General features: G+C 60.0%; 18 protein-coding genes. 2 read left to right on the top strand and 16 right to left on the bottom strand.

Going from position 1 to position 17,630, the window contains the following annotated elements:
• Positions 1–13: 13 nt before the first annotated feature.
• Complete coding sequence (locus tag JF539_RS15995) at positions 14–1,093, top strand: trypsin-like serine peptidase (protein ID WP_207141704.1); 1,080 nt, start codon at positions 14–16, stop codon at positions 1,091–1,093.
• A gap of 32 nt (positions 1,094–1,125) precedes the next feature.
• On the opposite strand, the gene JF539_RS15990 is transcribed toward JF539_RS15995, so the two are convergent.
• The 10 genes from JF539_RS15990 to JF539_RS15945 form a co-directional block, all read right to left on the bottom strand.
• On the bottom strand, positions 1,126–2,283 hold the full coding sequence (locus JF539_RS15990; RefSeq protein ID WP_207141703.1) for a M56 family metallopeptidase: 1,158 nt from the start codon (positions 2,281–2,283) through the stop codon (positions 1,126–1,128).
• Positions 2,270–2,665, bottom strand: a complete 396-nt coding sequence (locus JF539_RS15985) for a BlaI/MecI/CopY family transcriptional regulator (protein ID WP_207141702.1) — start codon at positions 2,663–2,665, stop codon at positions 2,270–2,272. The genes JF539_RS15990 and JF539_RS15985 overlap by 14 nt, the downstream gene beginning before the upstream one ends.
• 224 nt (positions 2,666–2,889) lie before the next feature.
• Complete coding sequence (locus tag JF539_RS15980; RefSeq protein WP_207141701.1) at positions 2,890–3,390, bottom strand: type II toxin-antitoxin system death-on-curing family toxin; 501 nt, start codon at positions 3,388–3,390, stop codon at positions 2,890–2,892.
• A 343-nt stretch (positions 3,391–3,733) separates the two neighbouring features.
• The gene (locus JF539_RS15975; protein ID WP_207141700.1) at positions 3,734–4,012 is read right to left on the bottom strand and encodes a DUF2160 domain-containing protein; all 279 of its coding nucleotides are present in this window, start codon (positions 4,010–4,012) and stop codon (positions 3,734–3,736) included.
• Positions 4,012–4,809 carry a carbohydrate ABC transporter permease gene (locus tag JF539_RS15970; RefSeq protein ID WP_207141699.1) on the bottom strand — a complete coding sequence of 266 codons (798 nt, stop codon included), beginning with the start codon at positions 4,807–4,809 and terminating at the stop codon, positions 4,012–4,014. The genes JF539_RS15975 and JF539_RS15970 overlap by 1 nt, the downstream gene beginning before the upstream one ends.
• A gap of 11 nt (positions 4,810–4,820) precedes the next feature.
• Positions 4,821–5,687, bottom strand: coding sequence for a carbohydrate ABC transporter permease (locus tag JF539_RS15965; protein WP_207141698.1), 867 nt, complete (start codon positions 5,685–5,687; stop codon positions 4,821–4,823).
• Positions 5,684–6,769, bottom strand: a complete 1,086-nt coding sequence (locus JF539_RS15960; RefSeq protein WP_207141697.1) for an ABC transporter ATP-binding protein — start codon at positions 6,767–6,769, stop codon at positions 5,684–5,686. Before JF539_RS15960 ends, JF539_RS15965 begins: the two co-directional genes overlap by 4 nt.
• A gap of 12 nt (positions 6,770–6,781) precedes the next feature.
• Positions 6,782–7,846, bottom strand: a complete 1,065-nt coding sequence (locus tag JF539_RS15955; RefSeq protein WP_207141696.1) for an ABC transporter ATP-binding protein — start codon at positions 7,844–7,846, stop codon at positions 6,782–6,784.
• Positions 7,847–7,970: 124 nt separating this feature from the next.
• Positions 7,971–9,710: an ABC transporter substrate-binding protein gene (locus JF539_RS15950; protein ID WP_207141695.1), complete on the bottom strand. Its 1,740-nt coding sequence runs from the start codon at positions 9,708–9,710 to the stop codon at positions 7,971–7,973.
• A gap of 541 nt (positions 9,711–10,251) precedes the next feature.
• Positions 10,252–10,707, bottom strand: coding sequence for a hypothetical protein (locus tag JF539_RS15945; RefSeq protein ID WP_207141694.1), 456 nt, complete (start codon positions 10,705–10,707; stop codon positions 10,252–10,254).
• Between the two features lie 107 nt (positions 10,708–10,814).
• On the opposite strand from JF539_RS15945, the gene JF539_RS15940 reads away from it, so the two are divergent.
• Positions 10,815–11,453: a TetR/AcrR family transcriptional regulator gene (locus JF539_RS15940; protein ID WP_207141693.1), complete on the top strand. Its 639-nt coding sequence runs from the start codon at positions 10,815–10,817 to the stop codon at positions 11,451–11,453.
• 340 nt (positions 11,454–11,793) lie between these two features.
• Here JF539_RS15940 and JF539_RS15935 read toward each other — a convergent pair whose 3' ends face one another.
• The 6 genes from JF539_RS15935 to JF539_RS15910 all read right to left on the bottom strand — a co-directional run bounded on the left by JF539_RS15935 (position 11,794) and on the right by JF539_RS15910 (position 17,549).
• On the bottom strand, positions 11,794–12,483 hold the full coding sequence (locus JF539_RS15935; RefSeq protein ID WP_207141692.1) for an ABC transporter ATP-binding protein: 690 nt from the start codon (positions 12,481–12,483) through the stop codon (positions 11,794–11,796).
• A complete protein-coding gene (locus JF539_RS15930; RefSeq protein WP_207141691.1) occupies positions 12,480–13,229 on the bottom strand; it encodes an ABC transporter ATP-binding protein in 750 nt (249 codons plus the stop codon). Before JF539_RS15930 ends, JF539_RS15935 begins: the two co-directional genes overlap by 4 nt.
• Positions 13,222–14,205 carry a branched-chain amino acid ABC transporter permease gene (locus tag JF539_RS15925; RefSeq protein ID WP_207141690.1) on the bottom strand — a complete coding sequence of 328 codons (984 nt, stop codon included), beginning with the start codon at positions 14,203–14,205 and terminating at the stop codon, positions 13,222–13,224. Before JF539_RS15925 ends, JF539_RS15930 begins: the two co-directional genes overlap by 8 nt.
• Entirely contained in the window at positions 14,202–15,122 is a 921-nt protein-coding gene (locus tag JF539_RS15920; protein ID WP_207141689.1) for a branched-chain amino acid ABC transporter permease, read from the bottom strand. The genes JF539_RS15925 and JF539_RS15920 overlap by 4 nt, the downstream gene beginning before the upstream one ends.
• A 58-nt stretch (positions 15,123–15,180) precedes the next feature.
• Complete coding sequence (locus tag JF539_RS15915; protein ID WP_207141688.1) at positions 15,181–16,317, bottom strand: ABC transporter substrate-binding protein; 1,137 nt, start codon at positions 16,315–16,317, stop codon at positions 15,181–15,183.
• Positions 16,318–16,460: 143 nt separating this feature from the next.
• Positions 16,461–17,549 (bottom strand): ABC transporter substrate-binding protein, encoded by a 1,089-nt coding sequence (locus tag JF539_RS15910; protein ID WP_207141687.1) that lies wholly within the window; start codon positions 17,547–17,549, stop codon positions 16,461–16,463.
• Positions 17,550–17,630 lie beyond the last annotated feature (81 nt).

Genomic DNA, 17,630 nt, shown 5'->3' with positions numbered 1-17,630 from the left:
GATCTTTCTCATCATGAGCAACGAAATTCTTACTGAGAGCCTGAGGCAACTCGACAAAAAAATTCTTGATGCGGCTCACAAAAGGCTTGCTGAAAGATATGAGAAGATCGAGGAGATCAAGCTCGATGCCTGCCAATCCCAAATCGCAACCCTGGAGCCGGAAAAGCGGCTTAAGACTTACGTTCAGCGCAAGCTCAACATATCGGACGAACTGTTGCCGGACACCGCCGCCCTGCTGCTGGAAGCCCAAATCGGAGTTTCCGACGACATCATCTCAATCGAGTTTCTGGAAGCCGGTTTGCTGGCGGCGCGGCCTGTCGGCAGGGTTTCCGTCTTCAACGACCTCTGGCTCGGATCCGGCTTTCTGGTCGGCAAGGGCCTGTTTTTAACCAACCACCACGTGCTCAGGACGCCGGACACGGCAGCGGCCTCTGCTGTCCGCTTCAACTATGAAGACAATAAGTTCGGCAAACACCTGCCGGCCTCGGAGTTTTTCTTCAAGCCTGAAGAGTTCTGGTTGACGAACGAAGACCTCGACTACACGCTGGTGGCGCTCAGCGAATTCGACGATGCAGGAACCCATATCGATAGTTTTGGCTGGCATCCCCTGAAAAAGGCGGGCAAAATTCTACAAGGCATGCCGGTAAATATCGTCCAGCATCCCGATGGAGACTGGAAGTCCATTGCCCTGCACAACAGCCATTTCCTTCTCGTGGACGATGGATCGGACGCGGATGACTTTTGCTGGTACACAGGCGACACAAGGAAAGGCAGCTCCGGTTCACCGGTATTTTCTAGCGACTGGGAAGTCGTCGCCCTGCACCATAAAGCCATTCCACAGTTCCTCGAAAACGGCAGGATCAAGATGCGGGGCAAAGACGCGGGGGATATGAGCGAGGCGGAGTTTCAAAAATATCCCGAGAAGGCGGAATATATCGCCAACGAAGGCATCCGCGCCTCACGGCTTCTCGGCAGCATCGAATCGGCGGCTCTCGAAACGACGGCGCAAACGCTCAGACGCGACGAGCTGATTGCGCTTTGGTCCTCCGACCAAGCGCGCTCGCTGCTCCGCCACATTCCCCACCCCCAGTGAGGACCGAGAACCGACTGTTGCGCGTCCGCCGATCACCTCAGCGGCCGCTGACCGAAGCTGTTGATCGTCTGAAGCCGGTCCAGATTGACGATGGCCGACAGCATGAGGCGATCCTGGCTCCAGTCGGCGGGCTTCTGCAGGGACAGCGCCGTCAGCACAACCGCGACGGCGATGGGCAGCACCGCAAGCGTCGCGATCCCCCGATGCGGCCGCAAGCGGTCCGTTTCCAGAAGCGCTTCAATTCTTCGGCGGAGTTTGAGCCCCGGCGACCTGCGCAGCAACTTCTCGTGCACCTCGAGCAGCGCGACTCCGGCGACACTCTCCGTCCGGCTCGGGGCCAGTTGCTCCCGGCGTTTTCTGAAGCCGGCTTGCGCGGCCCGCACCAGGCACTGGCAATAGGCCTTCAAGTCGACCTTCGCGTCTTCCGTCACTTTCTGGTCGCAGGCAAGTTCGCGGAGCCGTTCAACCTCCGATTTCCAGAGGTAGAAAAACGGGTTCCAGAAAAAGAGCGGCCGCAACAGCTCCAGGCCGATCTCCCATTCCACGTCCCCCTGGCGCAAGTGCTGAAACTCGTGCTTCAGGACGAGGTTCAGGTCGCCAGGCGTCACCAGGAGATCCGATGGGATCACAACGTAGCGGTAAAGCAGTCCGCGCGCGGAAAACGGCACCGGCGCCGTGTCCGACAACAGAAGCCGGACGCGGCCCGCCTTACGCCACCCGTGGCAGGCCGAAAGGACACGGCCGAGGCGCAGGAAATTGACGGCCAGCCTCCCGCCGAACCAGGTGAACCCGCCGATGAGAAACAGGGCCACCGCCAGTCCGATGCCAGGCCCGAGGGTCAGAACGCTCTCGGTGAAGCGATCGCGGACCCCGAGCAACGTCTGAAAATCCTCCGCCGGGATTGCGATACCGCCGCGCAGATACTGCGCGACCGCGTAGTCGGCCAGGCTGAGCGAATAATCCGCGGGCACGACGTCGCTTGCCAGAAGCTGCTGATAGACGGCGACGATGGCCGGCGACAGAAAGATCACGGCGAACAACAGGTTCAGGAAACCGAGTTGCACGGTGAAGACAAGCTTTCTCCCCAGTCTCGCCAGAAGCAGATTGACAGCCATCCAGGCCGTGGCGGCGAAGGCCAGGGTGATATTGAGATCGATGTAAACATCGAACATCTGATTAAGTAGCGTCATCTGTCCTCCTCCTGTCCAGCAACGCTCTGATTTCCTCCAGATCTCCCTCAGACAGGTCGTATTCGTCGACGAGCCGCGCGACCAGGGAGGCCGGCGTGCCGTCGAAGAGTTTTTCCGACAGGTTTCTGAGAGAACGGGACTGGTAGGCGTCTTTGGTCAGCCGCGGGGAATAGATGAATGTCTTGCCTTCTTTGCGGCTGTCCACGAACCCTTTTTCATCGAGAATCCGCATAATGGTGGCGCAGGACGTGTAAGCGAGTTTTCTGTCCTCCGGCAGACATGCCAGGATGTCCCGCACGGAGCCTTCGCCGAGCTTCCAGAGTTCGGTCATGAACTCCAGCTCGACTTCGGTCAGAAACTCACTGCTTTTACGCTTTCTCATCACGGTCCTGCGTCGATTGCGGAAACGATGGGGCTCAGCTGCCCATCCTTGCACATTCCTTATGCAGATTTCTATTTTTTAGTCGATCTCGCCGCCACCTTTTGCGTTCTCTCCGATGCCGGCCTCCGATCCGGCACCGTCCTTCCGGCCGCGACACGGATCCCGGGTTTCCGCTCCCGATCCAATCGGGGAGACAACGCGGGACCCGGTGCGTTCCCGGGGTTTCACGCCGTCTTCTTAACTCCGTTCGACGTGGCAAGGGTCAATTCGCCACCCTCACCGGAAGACTCCAGTCCGCGGTTTTTCAAAGGAAAGACGAAGGGAGCAAGCCAGCGTTCGAACTCCGCGGCGACAAATGGGTCCTTGGCGATTGTTTCGAGAAAGGAGATGATCATCGGCTGGCCGTTGCTGTCCATGATCCGGTCGACCTTGGGGTCGATGTCGTAGCCGTTTGACATCAGGAACGCGCGGGCGGCGGTAAACGCCGTGCGCTTGTTGCTTTCCAGGAAGGCCCGTGCCTCGCAGATGCTCGATACAAACTGGACGGCAAGAGACAGAACGTCCTTTTGATTGTCGTTGTAGTAAGCGAGCTGCGGGCGCATGACCGCAGCCTCCAGCCGGGCCCGGTCGCTGACGCCGAAGGTCTCGCGTGTCGCTTCGACATGGATCCGGTTGATCAGCACGAGGTCTTTCGGCTCTAGCCAGTTGAGAAGATCAACCTGCATGGGTTTGCCTTTTGCGAGCGCGGTCATGGTGGTCGGGAAAGCGCGGAGTGTATTCTTGGTCAATAAGACCGTATTGACTCGCTCCCGTTGAGAATGGACTGGAAATCGGACTTTTGGTTCACTCTTCTTGGACATCCTGGCTTGGCCTTGCACTGCGATATATTCCTTGAACGCTGCGTAATGAACACATTGACGCCACGTGAGAATAGCGTCATCCCAGGCACCTCCACCAGCCTTTGCTGCGCCGCAACAAGAAAACCGGTTTTTATCAGGCAAGAAGTCGATACCGCTTGCGGAACAACTTGATAAAAATTTTAACGAACGGCGCCAGCGGTCATCTGTCTCACACCTTCCAGAAGCAGAACGTCCCCCAACCGAGGCTCAGCGCCAGGGGCCACCAGAGCGGGTAACCGACCAGCCCGAGCCAGGCCAGGAAGATATAGGCCGCACCCAGGAGGGTGATGAAGAGACGGTCGCCGCGCGTCGTGGTCAGCCCCAGCACTCCGCGCCGGGCATGGCCGCCCGGATAACGGATTTCCAAAACGGTCAGGACGCCGATCGCCGCGAAAACGCCGACGAAGAACAGGGCCGTCGGCCAGGTCCATGCCATCCAGCCAAGCATCACACCCTCCCCAGGGCGAAGCCCTTGGCAATGTAGTTACGGACAAAATAGATGACGATGGCGCCGGGAATGATGGTCAGGGTCCCGGCTGCCGCCAGAAGCCCGAGTTCGTAACCGGCGGAGGAAGCGGTCCGGGTCATCACGGCGGCAATGGGTTTGGCCTCGACGGCCGTCAGGGTCTTGGCGAGGAGAAGCTCCACCCAGGAGAACATGAAACAGAAGAACGCGGCAACACCGACGCCCGATTTGATGGCAGGCAGGAAGATGGTGACGAAGAAACGCGGGAACGAATAGCCATCCACATAGGCGGTCTCGTCCAGCTCTTTCGGCACCCCACTCATGAAGCCTTCCAGGATCCAGACGGCAAGCGGAACATTGAAGAGGCAATGGGCGAGCGCCACCGCGACATGCGTATCAAAGAGACCGACCGCCGAATAGAGCTGGAAGAAGGGCAGCGCGAATACCGCCGCCGGAGCCATCCGGTTGGTCAGAAGCCAGAAGAACAGATGCTTGTCGCCGACAAAGGTATAGCGCGAGAAGGCGTAGGCCGCCGGCAGGGAGACCGTCACCGAAATGACCGTATTCAGGGTCACGTAGATAATGGAATTTATGTAGCCCCAGTACCAGGTCGGGTCGGTGAAGATCTCGATATAGTTCGCCAGCGTCCAGGTCTGCGGAAACAGGGAGAAACCGGCGAGGATCTCGTTGGTGGTCTTGAAGCTCATCGCGACCAGCCAGTAGATCGGCAGCATCAGGAAGAGGATGTAAGCTGCCGGCAGCAGGCTTTTGAGGCGCATGATTTCACTCCTCAGGATTTGTTGTCGTTCTTCGTCATCAGCGTGTAGAACAGCCAGGAGGCCAGGAGCGTGATGGCGAAATAGATGAGGGACATGGCCGCCGCCGGTCCGAGATCGAACTGGCCGAGCGCGATCTTCACCAGATCTATGGAGAGCAGCGTCGTCGAATTACCGGGGCCGCCGCCGGTCAGGACGAACGGCTCGGTGTAGATGTTGAAGCTGTCCATGAAGCGCAGGAGGATGGCGATCGTCAGCACCGTCTTCATCTTCGGAAGCTGGATGTAGCGGAAAACGGCCCAGTTGGACGCCGCGTCGATTTCCGCCGCCTGATAGTAAGCGTACGGGATCGAGACGAGGCCGGCGTAGGCAAGCAGCACCACCAGGGACGTCCAGTGCCAGACATCCATGACGATGATGGTCACCCAGGCGGCCACCGGGTCCTGGGTCATGTCATAGGGAATGCCCAGGGTGTGGTTCATCAGATAGCCGAGCAGTCCGATATCCGGCAGCGTGAAGATGTTCCACATGGCGCCGACCACGTTCCACGGGATGAGCATCGGCAGGGCCATTGTGACCAGGCAGACCGGCACCCAGAAGCCCTTCCGGGGCATGGCGAGCGCGATCGCCACGCCGAGCGGAACCTCGATGATCAGGATCAGGAAGGTGAACAGGAACTGGCGTCCGAGCGCGTTGTGAAAGCGTTCCGATCGGAGCACCTGCTCGAACCAGTCGAGCCCCTGCCAGAAAAACAGGTTGTCGCCGAAGGTCTCCTGAACCGAATAGTTCACCACGGTCATCATCGGGATCAGCGCGTTGAACGCCACCAGGAGCAGAACCGGCGTCACGAACAGCCAGGCACGTTGATACTGGGTTTTCATCGGGTCCCCTCCCCCGGTCTGCTTGTCAGCCAGCCGTCCTTGTAGAGCCGGGTCTGGGATGGCTTGAAGTCCAGTCTCACCGCGTCGCCGGCGTTCGGAGCCTCGCCCTCAAGGATGGCGTGAACGCGGGTGTCGTGGACAATCGCCTCGACCACCTTGTGGCGGCCGATATCGGCGACCTTGCGCACCCGCGCCGCGATGCCCGTCCCGTTCGACGACAGGCTGACGAACTCCGGACGAATGCCGATCTCCGCCGCGCCGCCGACCTCGGCCGGACCTTCCAGAACAACCCGCTCTCCGCCGAAGAAAGCGGCGCCGTCCTTCATCTCGCAGGGCAGGACATTCATGCCCGGCGAGCCGATGAAGTGGCCGACGAAAGTGTGCGCGGGGCGTTCGAACAGTTCCACCGGCGTCCCGATCTGAACGACCTCGCCGTCCTGCATGACCACCACCTGATCGGCGAACGTCAGCGCCTCGGTCTGGTCGTGGGTAACGTAGATCATGGTTGCCCTGACACGCTGATGCAGTTCCTTCAGCTTCGAGCGCAGTTTCCACTTCAGGTGCGGGTCGATCACGGTCAGCGGTTCGTCGAACATGACGACATTGACGTCCTCACGCACCAGACCGCGGCCCATGGAAATCTTCTGCTTGTTGTCGGGCGAAAGATTTGAGGCCCGAGTCTTCAGCATCTCGGTGACTTCCAGCATCTCGGCAATGGCAGTCACGCGGCGCTCGACGACATCCTCGTCCCGCCCCCGGTTGCGCAAGGGGAAGGCCAGGTTGTCGTAGACGGTCATGGTGTCGTAGATGACCGGAAACTGGAAAACCTGGGCGATGTTGCGCTTGGCCGGCGCAAGGCTGGTCACATCCTGGTCGTTGAACAGGATCTTGCCCTCGGAGGGGACGAGAAGACCTGAGATGATGTTGAGCAGGGTGGATTTCCCGCAACCGGACGGCCCCAGAAGCGCATAGGCCCCGCCGTCCTCCCAGGTCAGATCGATCTTTTTCAGCGCGTAGTCGGCTTCACCCTGCGGGTCCGGACGGTAGCTGTGGCGCAGGCCGGACAATTTGATTTGTGCCATTCTGGTCTGTCCTCAAGCCGCCAGGTCGCCGTCCGGCGCGAAGAAGAAACAGTGGCCGGGGTCCAGATAGAAGGTGTGGACCTCGCCGACGAAATAGGGATGGACGCCCGGAGAGAGCGACACCCAGGACTGACCGTGCATGTCGAAATGGGCGCTGCTTTCCGACCCGCTCAATTCGGTGACCTGGACATGGCCCTCGAGCCGCACCGTGTGCTTTGCGCTTTCGACCGGCATCACATGATGCGGCCGGATCGCCAGCGTATAGGGACCGTCGGAAAGACCCGCGGCCGGACCGGTCGCCGTCCAGCGGATATCGTCGTTCAAGATGACCGTATCGCCCTGTTTCGTGACCGGCGCGGTGTTGATCGGCGGATTGGAAAACACCTTGACGGCCTCCAGGTCCTTCGGTTTCCGGTAGATTTCGGCCGTCGGTCCGAACTGAACCACCTGGCCATCCGACATCAGGGCCGTATGTCCGCCGAGCAAAAGAGCTTCCTCCGGCTCCGACGTCGCATAGACAACGACCGCCCCGCGTCCGGCAAAAAGCTCCGGCAACTGGTCCCGCAATTCCTCGCGCAGCTTGTAGTCGAGATTGGCGAGCGGTTCGTCGAGAAAGACGGCGTCGCTTTCCTTGACAATGGCCCGCGCCAGCGCGGTGCGCTGCTGCTGGCCACCGGACAGTTCGTGCGGCTTGCGGTCCAGGTAAGGCTTCAGCTTCATCAGCCCGGCGGCTTCCGCCACCCGGTCCGCGATCTCCGATTTCGCCACGCCCGCGATCTTCAACGGCGAGGCGATGTTGTCGAAGACAGACATATGCGGATAATTGACGAAGAACTGGTGCACCAGGCTGATATTGCGCTTTTGCGCCGAAAGCCTGGAAACATCCTTGCCGTTCAATAGGATCTGGCCGCCCGCCAGACTGTCCAGTCCGGCCATGAGCTTGATCAGGGATGTCTTGCCGGCCCCGGTTTCGCCGAGAAGGACGTTGAAGTGGCCGGTCCTGAGCGTCAGGCTCGTTTCCTTGACATGCGTTATGCCGTGCACACGCTTGCTGACGTTTCTTAATTCTAGGGACATCTATATGCGCCCGCCTCCGGGCAGACTTCTCTCGTGAACCGCGAAGATCCCGGTCTGCCGCTTTCGGATCGGTGATGGACCGGGGCGAACCCCGGTCCGAGTGTTGGCTAATAACCGCTCAGGCTCAGTTTTCCGCCCAACGAGCCACGAGCTCGTCGTAGTTGACGGTCTGGCCCTGCGGCTTCTCGTTGTCGAGTTTGGCCTTCGGCGCGCCCGGCTGGGACAACCAGACTTCCGGGTCCTTGGGCTCGTTGAGACGCGGTCCGCAGCCGCCGTAGACATTGGCGCGTTCGTCGGCCTGCTGCATGCGGGCCATGACGATGTCCATTTCCTCGGCGAGACGGTCCATGGCCTCCTGCGGCGTGAAGGCGCCGGAGTTCACGTCACCGATCTGCTGCCACCAGATCTGGGCGAGCTTCGGATAGTCCGGCACGTTGATGCCAGTCGGCGACCAGGCAACACGGTCCGGCGAGCGGTAGAACTCGACCAGTCCGCCGAGCTTCGGCGCCCGTTCCGTGAAGGATTCGTGCCGCACCGTGCTGTCGCGGATGAAGGTGAGCCCGACATGGCTCTTCTTCGTGTCGACGGTCTTGGAGACCACGAACTGGGCATAGAGCCAGGCCGCCTTGGCGCGGTCTTCCGGAGTGGACTTCAGGATGGTCCAGGAGCCAACGTCCTGATAGCCGACCTTCTGACCTTCTTCCCAGTAGGGACCGTGCGGGCTCGGCGCCATCCGCCACAGCGGAGTGCCGCTGTCGTCGACCGTGTTGTTGCCTTCCGACTTCGGCTTGACCATGTCGGCTGTAAAGGCCGTGTACCAGAAGATCTGCTGGGCGACATTGCCCTGGCTGAGCGCCGGCAGCGACTGGTAGAAGTCGAAGCTCGCCGCGCCCGGAGGCGCGTAATTGCGCAGCCATTCGTCCCACTTGCGGATCGCGTAGACGGCCGCCGGGCCGTTCGCCGCTCCACCTCGGGAGACGGAGGCCCCGACCGGGTTGCAGGTGCCCGCTTCCATGCGGATGCCCCATTCGTCGACCGGCACGCCGTTCGGCTCGCCCTTGTCGCCGGCACCCGCCATGGAGAGCCATGCATCGGTCATGCGCCAGCCGAGGTCCGGTGCGCGCTTGCCGTAATCCATGTGGCCGTAGATCGTGACCCCGTCGACTTCCTTCACGTCCTTGGTGAAGAACTCGGCGATATCCTCATACGCCGACCAGTTGACCGGCACGCCGAGATCGTAACCGTATTTGTCCTTGAAGGCCTTCTTCAGGTCTTCCCGGTCGAACCAGTCCTTGCGGAACCAGTAGAGGTTCGCGAACTGCTGGTCGGGAAGCTGGTAGAGATCGCCGTCCGGTCCTGTGGTGAACTGGGTGCCCATGAAGTCATCCAGGTCGAGGCCCGGATTGGTGACGTCCTTGGCCGTTCCACCCATCCAGTCGGACAGGTTATAGGCCAGTTGCAGGCGGGAATGGGTGCCAATCAGGTCACTGTCGTTGACATAGGCGTCGTAGAGGTTCCGGCCCGTCTGCATCTGGGTCTGAACCGCCTGGACAACCTCCCCCTCTCCGAGGATCTGGTGATTGACCTTGATGCCGGTGATTTCCTCGAAGGCTTTGGTCAGAACTTCCGATTCATAGGAATGGGTCGGAATGCCTTCCGACAGGACGTTGATTTCCATGCCCGCGAACGGTTCAGCCGCCTCGATGAACCACTGCATTTCCGCAAGCTGCTCGTCCTTGGTCAGAACCGATGGCTGGAATTCCTGGTCGATCCACTTCTTCGCCGCTGCTTCGTCGGCAAAAGCGGACCCAGCTCCCGCAATCACAGCGCCCGCTGCGACCGCGCAGAGTAGATACTTTCGCATCTTAATCTCCTCCCGTGAGATATGAAGAGCCGTATTCATCCGGCTCGGCATACTTGGACACAGTGCCGCCACGTTGTCAAACTAAAATTTTAGTAGACGATTCAGCCCGCGAACAAAATACATATATATCTGAAAAATATATACTTTTTTAGCACCTCCACCGGATCAGACCTCTGAAATTATCGCTTTTCACATCCCGCCGGCGGACACAAGTGTGGCACAATTTCGAAGTCATAGGTACCTAGAACCCAGTTTCGATTTTTTCATTTAATGCGTCAATTGCCTTCAACTGATATTCGTTTTGCACTGCAAACGAAAAAGCCAATCGGATCCCGCGTTGCAAAACGACCGGAGAAATTGTCTTCAGTTCATTCTTTGCACAGGCTCAGATGACACAACTCATTTGACACTCCCGGGATTGGACCTCTGAAACCGGTCGCGCCCAGGCAACAAGCCCCCGCAGGACACACCCGCGGGGGTTTAATTTGCGCGCAGGAGCAGGATCTGATCCCGCGAGCTTCAGGTTATCGAGCCAGACGCGCTAACGGGTTGTCGCGACTTTTGTCTCCACAGTCACCAACGCGGTTACCGGCTTCCCATCGACAAGAACTGGTTGGTGACGGTCGTCAGCCAGGAGCACACCGATTACATGGGGGCCCTCGGGATTGGCGCAATGGCCGAAACGCGCCTTAAGCAGGTCACCCCCGAAATCGCTGTTCATGCTGTTGTAGTTGCGATCGGGGATATCACAGTCATTGCCCTCGGGATCGATCTTCATGTGAACATGCCCGCACCTTGGATTGTCACCGCATTGCCCTGCGGGAAGCAGGGCAAAATTGCTCTTGACCACAACACCGATAACCATTTCGGGGTCGTCCCCCAGTTCGATCACTGTGCCGTCCTGCGGCCAGACAACTTCCAACGAAGGAAATTCCTCGGCCTGGACCTCGGCGGACATCAGGCACAAGGCGGATATAAAAAGCAGTTTACGCAACATGAGCGCTCCATCTAATCAATGCTTAGATTCGGCATTGATATGGACTTTCAGCCACCTTTCAAGCAAAATAATCAGTGCTTAGATAGCAATGTTGTGATGAGGCACCAATGACCGACGAACCAGCGACGGAAAGACCAAAACCCTATCACCACGGCAATCTGGTCGACGAGCTTCTCAGGGTCACCGTTGAAATCATAGAGGAAAAGGGAGTTGATCAGCTCTCGATGAGAGAAGTGGCCCGGCGTGCCGGGGTATCGCCCGGGGCTCCCTTCCAACATTTTGCTTCCAAGAGTGCGTTGCTTACCGCCGTCGCGGAACAAGCCATGCAACGTCTCGTCGACGCCGTTTCCGAAGCTCAGGACGAAGTGGCCACCGAAGCGCCCCTGCGCCGCCTGGAAGCAATCGGTCAGGGCTATCTGCGCTGGGCCCTCGCCAATCCGACCCATTTCGAAGTGATCAGCTCGCGCAAGCTGATCGATTTCGCCTCCTCGCTAACCTTGCAGGCACAAAACGATGCCATCCGGCACTCCATGGTCGAACTCCTCACTCTTGCCAAGGCCAACGGCAACCTGCCTTCGGAACGAGATATCCAGGAACTGGTGCTTGCCTGCCGGGCCTACGTATACGGCCTGGCCCGGATGGTGGTGGACGACCATTTCCGCGAATGGCAGATTACCGGCGAGGCAGAAACCGTTGTGCTGAGGTCCTTGAACGGGTTCATTACCAGCCTGTCGCGCACCGGCTGATAATGGCAGATGTCAATTCCGAAACGCCAAGATCACACTTGCACCAATGCTGTCATTGTCAACGCCGGCCCGTGCATCGCAGGAACGCCACGCGCATCCGCTTCATATCCGGCACGCCCGGATCGGCACGGTCTCCGAAGCGGTTTCGAACGGTCATGATTGCCCCCAACGCAAACCCAAACCGATTTCAAACAGCCAGGAGCAGGACAGATACTCATGAACAAGCGGGGTGTCTTCCAGGACCGTCCACTGCGCAACCTCAGTATGAAGCTTGAAACAAGGAAGAGTGGCGTAGACGTTTTCCAATCCGCACGGGTTGAATACATATGAGGTCGTGAAATCAGACGCCGAGAAACTTGTCCGCGATCTCCGGTGTCAGGTCCTTGAACGGACCCGTCCAGACATCCCGGCCACGCTCCAGGATGACGGCCCGCTCGGCGATCTGGCCGAGTTCCTTAAGCGACTTGTCGATGATCAGGATCGCGACGCCGGTCTCCCGTTTGAGCGTCTCGATCGCCGCCCAGATCTCCTGCCGCACGACGGGAGCAAGACCTTCGGTCGCCTCGTCGAGCACGAGCAGCCTCGGATTGGTCATCAGTGCGCGTCCGATGGCAAGCATCTGCTGTTCGCCGCCGGAGAGCGAGGCTGCCGGCTGCTGGCGCCGCTCCTTGAGACGCGGAAACAGGACACTCACCTTGTCGAAGTCCCATTCCCCCTTCCGCGCCGCCGACAGGAGGTTCTCCTCAACTGTCAGGCTCGCGAAGCAGCGTCGTCCTTCCGGCACCAGACCGATACCGCATTTGGCGATCCTGTGACTGGTCAGACCGTCTATCCGGCTTCCAGCGAAGGAAATCCCGCCTTTGGGAGAGAGCATGCCGCAGATCGATTTCACGGTGGTCGTCTTGCCCATGCCGTTGCGGCCCATCAGCGCGACGACCTCGCCTTCTCCCACATCGAAGGAAACGCCGAACAGGGCCTGGACCGGACCGTAAGAGGCCTCGACCTGCCGGAGCGAGAGCAGAGCGGTCACGACAGATCCCCCAGATAGGCTTCACGGACGGCCGGATCCGCCCTGATCTCCTCGACCGTGCCGCTGGCGATGATACTGCCGTAGACAAGTACGCTGATCCGGTCTGCCAGAGCGAAGACGGCGTCCATGTCATGTTCGACCAACAGGATCGGCGCTTCGTGACGCAGGCCATCCAGAAAGCCCGTCATGGTCTTGGAACCTTCCGCGCCGAGCCCGGCCATCGGTTCGTCCATGACGAAAACCTTCGGCGCCAGCGTCAGGGCGATCGCCACCTCCAGCTGCCGCCGCTGACCGTGGCTGAGCTCCGAGGTTTGCTTGCCTGCGGCGTCTGCCAGTCCGACCCTTTCCAGAGCCGCTTCCACCCTGGAAAGCACCTCCGTGTCCTTGAGGACGGGGCGGAAGAACCGGAATGCCTTGCCGGATGCACCGACAACGCCGAGCGCGGCGTTTTCCAGAACCGTGTCTTCCATGGCCAGCGCCGAGACCTGAAACGTCCGGGCAAGCCCCGCCCGCGCCCGCGCGTCGACCGAAAGGTGGGTCACATCCTCTCCAAGCAGGTAAATGCGCCCGTCATCCGGTTTTTCGGCCCCGCAGATCTGCTTGATCAGGGTCGATTTCCCCGCCCCGTTCGGGCCGATCACCGCGTGAATTTCGCCCGGCCGGAGACTGATGGAAACATCCTTGCTGACCTCCAGCGCACCGAAGCGTTTGCACAGATCCCTGGTTTCCAGCACCGCCTCAGTCATGTGCCGCCCTCCGCCCCGTGACCGCGCCGATCAGCCCCCCTCTGACGAAGAGCACCACCGTAAGCAACAAGAGACCGAGATATATATGCCAGTAGTCGGACAGGTCCCCGAGCACATGCTCCAGGGCAACGAAGACGATGGCCCCGACCACCGGTCCGTAGAGCCGCCCGACACCTCCCAGAATGACCAGGATCATGATTTCCCCCGACATCTGCCAGGAAAACATGGCCGGGCTGACAAACCGGTTGAGGTCGGCGAACAGCGCCCCCGCCAATCCGGTGACCGCGCCCGAGATCACGAAAGCGGTCAGCCGCAGATGGAAGGGCCGCAGGCCGACGGCTTCCACGCGCTCGGGCGACTGACGTGCCGCGTTCAGCGCCAGCCCGAACCTCGACCGGTTAAGCCTGGAAGCGAACCACAGCACTACCACCAGCACGCAGAAACAGAGCCCGTAGAACTGGATCGGATCGAGGGTATTCAGGCCGGGAAAACCGTTGCGCACATAGATCGACAAGCCGTCCTCGCCGCCATACGCGCTCCAGCTGATCGAGAAGAAATAAAACATCTGGCCGAAGGCGAGCGTGATCATGATGAAATAGGCCCCGGACGTGCGCAGGCAGAGCAGTCCGATGACAAACGCCGTAAGCGCCGAAAGAACCACGGCCGCCAGCCAGATCGCCGGCATGGATTTGGTGCCTTCGAACAGGAAGGGCCATTCGAACAGCGGTTCATAGGCCTGAACGTGGTAGGCCAGAATACCCATCGTGTAGCCGCCCAGGCCGAAGAACACCGCGTGGCCGAGACTGACGAGACCGCCCAGACCAAGCGCGATGTTCAGCCCGACAGCGGCCAGGGCCAGGATCACCACCCGGGTCGCCAGCGTGATCGTGAACGTCTCGCCCGCGTAAAAGGCCCAACCGGGGACCAGAACCAGGCACACAAGCACGAGCGCATTTACGATGCCTTCACGTGTCATGCGCGCGCCCCGAAAAGCCCGGTTGGACGAACGATCAACACGGCCGCCATGAGAACGTAGATCGCCATGGAGGCGAGCGACGCGCCGACGGACGTGGCGGCCGAGGGGGCCATGAAGATTTTCATCAGTTCAGGCAGGAATATCCCGCCAAGCGTTTGCGTCAGGCCGACGAGCAGGGCGCCGATCAGCGTTCCCTTGATGGAGCCGATGCCGCCGATCACGATGACGACAAAGGCGAGAATCAGAACCGGCTCACCCATGCCGACCTGCACGGACTGGATCGCTCCGACCAGCGCCCCGGCGAGCCCTGCAAGAGCCGCGCCCAGCGCGAACACGATCGTATAGAGCCGGCCGATATCAATCCCGAGCGCGGCGATCATCTCACGGTCGTTCTCGCCCGCCCGTATCTGGACACCGATACGGGTCTTGCCGATCAGCAGAAACAGGCCCAGCGCCACGACCAGACCGATGACGATCAGCGTGAGACGATAGACCGGATATTCGATCCCGCCCGGCAGCGTGACCGGCCCGGACAGGTACTCCGGCACGTTCAGATAAAGCGGGAACGACCCGAACAGCCAGCGGGTGCCTTCGGAAAAGATCAGGATCAAGGCGAAGGTCGCCAGCACCTGATCGAGATGATCCTTTGCGTAGAGACGGCGAATAACGACGATTTCCACGAGGGCGCCCGCAAGCGCGGCTCCCGCAAGCGCGGCAACGAGCCCCAGCAGAAAGGAGCCGGTCGCGCCCGCCACGGCCGCGGCGCAGAAAGCGCCGACCATATACAGCGATCCGTGAGCCAGATTGATCAGACCCATGACGCCGAAAATCAGCGTCAGGCCGGCCGCCATCAAGAACAGCATGATGCCAAACTGCAGGCCGTTCAGAACCTGCTCGGCGATCAACACCAGTGACATGAATTATCCAGACTGACCGGCCGGCACGGCGATTGCGCGCGCCGGCCCGTCGAAGGTGTTACATCTTGCACTCTGCCGCGTAGACGTCGGCATGATCTGTCAGCGCGGTGCCGACGATCTTGTTGGTGTAGACGCCGCCTTCCTTGATCACCTCGCGGACGTAAATGTCCTGGATCGGGTGATGGTTCGGCCCGAAGGAGAACTTGCCGCGAACCGACTTGAAGTCGGCTTCTTCCAGCGCCGCCCGGAACGCATCCGCGTCCTTCACATCGGCCTTGGCCATGGCGGAAAGCAGCAGATTGGCGGTATCATAACCCTGCGCGGCATAAAGCGACGGCAGGCGGCCGTACTCGGCCTGGAAGCCTTCGACGAAGGCCTTGTTGGCCTCGTTGTCGATGTCCTTGTTCCACTGGCTGGTGTTCTTGACGCCCAGTGCGGCGTCGCCCACAGCCTGCAGGATGCCCTGATCGAAGGAAAAGGCAGGACCGACGACCGGAAGCTCGATGCCGCTGTCGGCATATTGTTTCAGGAAGGAAATGCCCATGCCGCCCGGCAGGAAGAAGAAGATGCTGTCCGCACCGGAGGCGCGGATCTGGGCCAGTTCGGCCGCGTAATCCGTCTGCCCCAGCTTGGTATAGATCTCACCCGCCAGTTCGCCGCCGTAAAGACGCTTGAAACCGGTCAGGGAATCCTTGCCTGCCGGATAGTTCGGAGCAAGAATGAAACTCTTCTTGAAGCCCGCTTCCTTGGCGTAGGCGCCGGCGGCTTCGTGCAGATTGTCGTTCTGGTAGGAAACGCTGAAATAGTTCGGGTGGCACCCCTTGCCGGCGAGCATTGACGGTGCCGCGTTTGTCGACAGGTAGAACTTGCCCTGTGCGGTCGTCGACGGCACCACCGCCATGGCGAGGTTAGACCAGACGATCCCGGTCAGAACGTCGACCTTTTCCGACTGCACCATCTTGTCGGCGAGCTGCACCGCGATGTCCGGCTTGCGCTGATCGTCTTCGACGACGACTTCAAGGTCTTTGTTGCCGGCCTGTTTCACGGCCAGCAGGAAACCGTCGCGCGTGTCGATGCCGAGCGACGCGCCGCCGCCGGACAAGGTGGTGATCATGCCGACCTTGACCGGCTCCGCCAAAGCGGCGCCCGACAAAAGCGCGAGCATGCTTGCCCCAACTGCAAGACTTTTCAACATATGGAGTTCCCCTCTTTGCAAAACGTGCATTGGCTTGCTGACGAAGCCGTTTTGCCGCCACTTTATCGGCACATTCGCCGATGGGAAACCTGCAATTCGTTGAAAGATGGATGGTTCTCTCGAAAGAGTGGCAACGCGGGTTTCTAACTGCCCGCCGCCTCAAGGATGGACCGGGTGGAAAAATCGTACCTTCGGCGCGCCGTAGCCGTCTTGCTGAACTGACGGAAATCGATCTTGTCCCAGTTCCTGTCGCCGAGACGGCTCAGAAACAGATCCACATTTTGCAGCGTGATCGGCGACATGTTGAAATAGACATCGATGAACATCGCGCCATCGACAGTCTTGTTGTGGTAGTCGTGGAGCATGACCATGGACCAGGCGCCAGCGAAAATGTGGCCGCCATGGCTCATCAGCATTTTCCGCTCTCTGACAGCTTTCATGGCGCGGGAAGACCAGTTTATTCCTGTAAACAGAACATCCTTCCCCGGCTGGAGACCTGCCTCCTCCACCGCCCTGATCGCCCCGAGCGCAATCTCGTCGTTCGCGCCCCAAATCGCGTCGACCGGCCCCTTCGCCAGCATCCGCCCTGCCCGGGCGTAGGCGACTTCCTCATTCCACTGAACGGGAATTGCGTGCAAGAGCCTGACGTCGGGATTGTCCGCCACTGCGCGCATCAGGCCGATTTCGATATCGATGCCTGCCGGTGTGACCGTATCGCCGGTCAGCGCAAGAAGGCGGATATCCTTGCCGGACGGGTCTATCTTTCTGGTTTCCCCGAAAAGGAACTCCGCCGTTTCATAGCCTGCGGTCTCGTTGTCTGGAACGATGGAGGCGACGATATTCCTTAAATCGATGTGGCGCTTCTCCAAAATCAGCTTTTGTTTTGGAGACAGTTTGTTGAGCAGGAAGAGAACCTTGGAGGGGTACCCCGCCAGAAGCTGCATCAGCCTCGCACCGGCCTGCTGTTCGTTCACGAAAACAAAATAGTCGGGAAGATCACCTGCAAGCAGACGTTTCTGCAGCAGCTCTTCCATGCCATAGGGCTTGCGGTCCGCGTGAAGGATTTCCAGATCGATATCGAGGTCCCGCGCCGCGGCCGACATGGTTTCGGAGACGTCGCCCCAAAAGCCCGCGTTGCTGCCGGGATTGATGAACGTGACCCGGAAGTCGGCAGCCTGGGCGAAGGCGGCGGACACCCAAAAGCAACACAAGCAGACAAACCGAATGACCATCTCGTTCCTTCGCGAAGCACTCCTGCGACCAACACCGGATCCACCCGAACCGCCCCTGTAGATCGACTTTTCTCCAAGCGC

Origin of the sequence: Roseibium aggregatum, assembly GCF_017309185.1 — a bacterium.
GTDB classification, from domain to species: Bacteria; Pseudomonadota; Alphaproteobacteria; order Rhizobiales; family Stappiaceae; genus Roseibium; species Roseibium aggregatum_B.
Note: the sequence above shows the minus strand (reverse complement) of the source record. Positions and strands in the feature narration are given on the sequence as shown.

Bases quoted from the DNA above. Each gene is read 5' to 3' on its own strand.
- JF539_RS15995 (WP_207141704.1), top strand. From the start codon at position 14: ATGAGCAACGAAATTCTTACTGAGAGCCTGAGGCAACTCGACAAAAAA.
- JF539_RS15990 (WP_207141703.1), bottom strand. From the start codon at position 2,283: ATGACGCTACTTAATCAGATGTTCGATGTTTACATCGATCTCAATATC.
- JF539_RS15985 (WP_207141702.1), bottom strand. From the start codon at position 2,665: ATGAGAAAGCGTAAAAGCAGTGAGTTTCTGACCGAAGTCGAGCTGGAG.
- JF539_RS15980 (WP_207141701.1), bottom strand. From the start codon at position 3,390: ATGCAGGTTGATCTTCTCAACTGGCTAGAGCCGAAAGACCTCGTGCTG.
- JF539_RS15975 (WP_207141700.1), bottom strand. From the start codon at position 4,012: ATGCTTGGCTGGATGGCATGGACCTGGCCGACGGCCCTGTTCTTCGTC.
- JF539_RS15970 (WP_207141699.1), bottom strand. From the start codon at position 4,809: ATGCGCCTCAAAAGCCTGCTGCCGGCAGCTTACATCCTCTTCCTGATG.
- JF539_RS15965 (WP_207141698.1), bottom strand. From the start codon at position 5,687: ATGAAAACCCAGTATCAACGTGCCTGGCTGTTCGTGACGCCGGTTCTG.
- JF539_RS15960 (WP_207141697.1), bottom strand. From the start codon at position 6,769: ATGGCACAAATCAAATTGTCCGGCCTGCGCCACAGCTACCGTCCGGAC.
- JF539_RS15955 (WP_207141696.1), bottom strand. From the start codon at position 7,846: ATGTCCCTAGAATTAAGAAACGTCAGCAAGCGTGTGCACGGCATAACG.
- JF539_RS15950 (WP_207141695.1), bottom strand. From the start codon at position 9,710: ATGCGAAAGTATCTACTCTGCGCGGTCGCAGCGGGCGCTGTGATTGCG.
- JF539_RS15945 (WP_207141694.1), bottom strand. From the start codon at position 10,707: ATGTTGCGTAAACTGCTTTTTATATCCGCCTTGTGCCTGATGTCCGCC.
- JF539_RS15940 (WP_207141693.1), top strand. From the start codon at position 10,815: ATGACCGACGAACCAGCGACGGAAAGACCAAAACCCTATCACCACGGC.
- JF539_RS15930 (WP_207141691.1), bottom strand. From the start codon at position 13,229: ATGACTGAGGCGGTGCTGGAAACCAGGGATCTGTGCAAACGCTTCGGT.
- JF539_RS15925 (WP_207141690.1), bottom strand. From the start codon at position 14,205: ATGACACGTGAAGGCATCGTAAATGCGCTCGTGCTTGTGTGCCTGGTT.
- JF539_RS15920 (WP_207141689.1), bottom strand. From the start codon at position 15,122: ATGTCACTGGTGTTGATCGCCGAGCAGGTTCTGAACGGCCTGCAGTTT.
- JF539_RS15915 (WP_207141688.1), bottom strand. From the start codon at position 16,317: ATGTTGAAAAGTCTTGCAGTTGGGGCAAGCATGCTCGCGCTTTTGTCG.
- JF539_RS15910 (WP_207141687.1), bottom strand. From the start codon at position 17,549: ATGGTCATTCGGTTTGTCTGCTTGTGTTGCTTTTGGGTGTCCGCCGCC.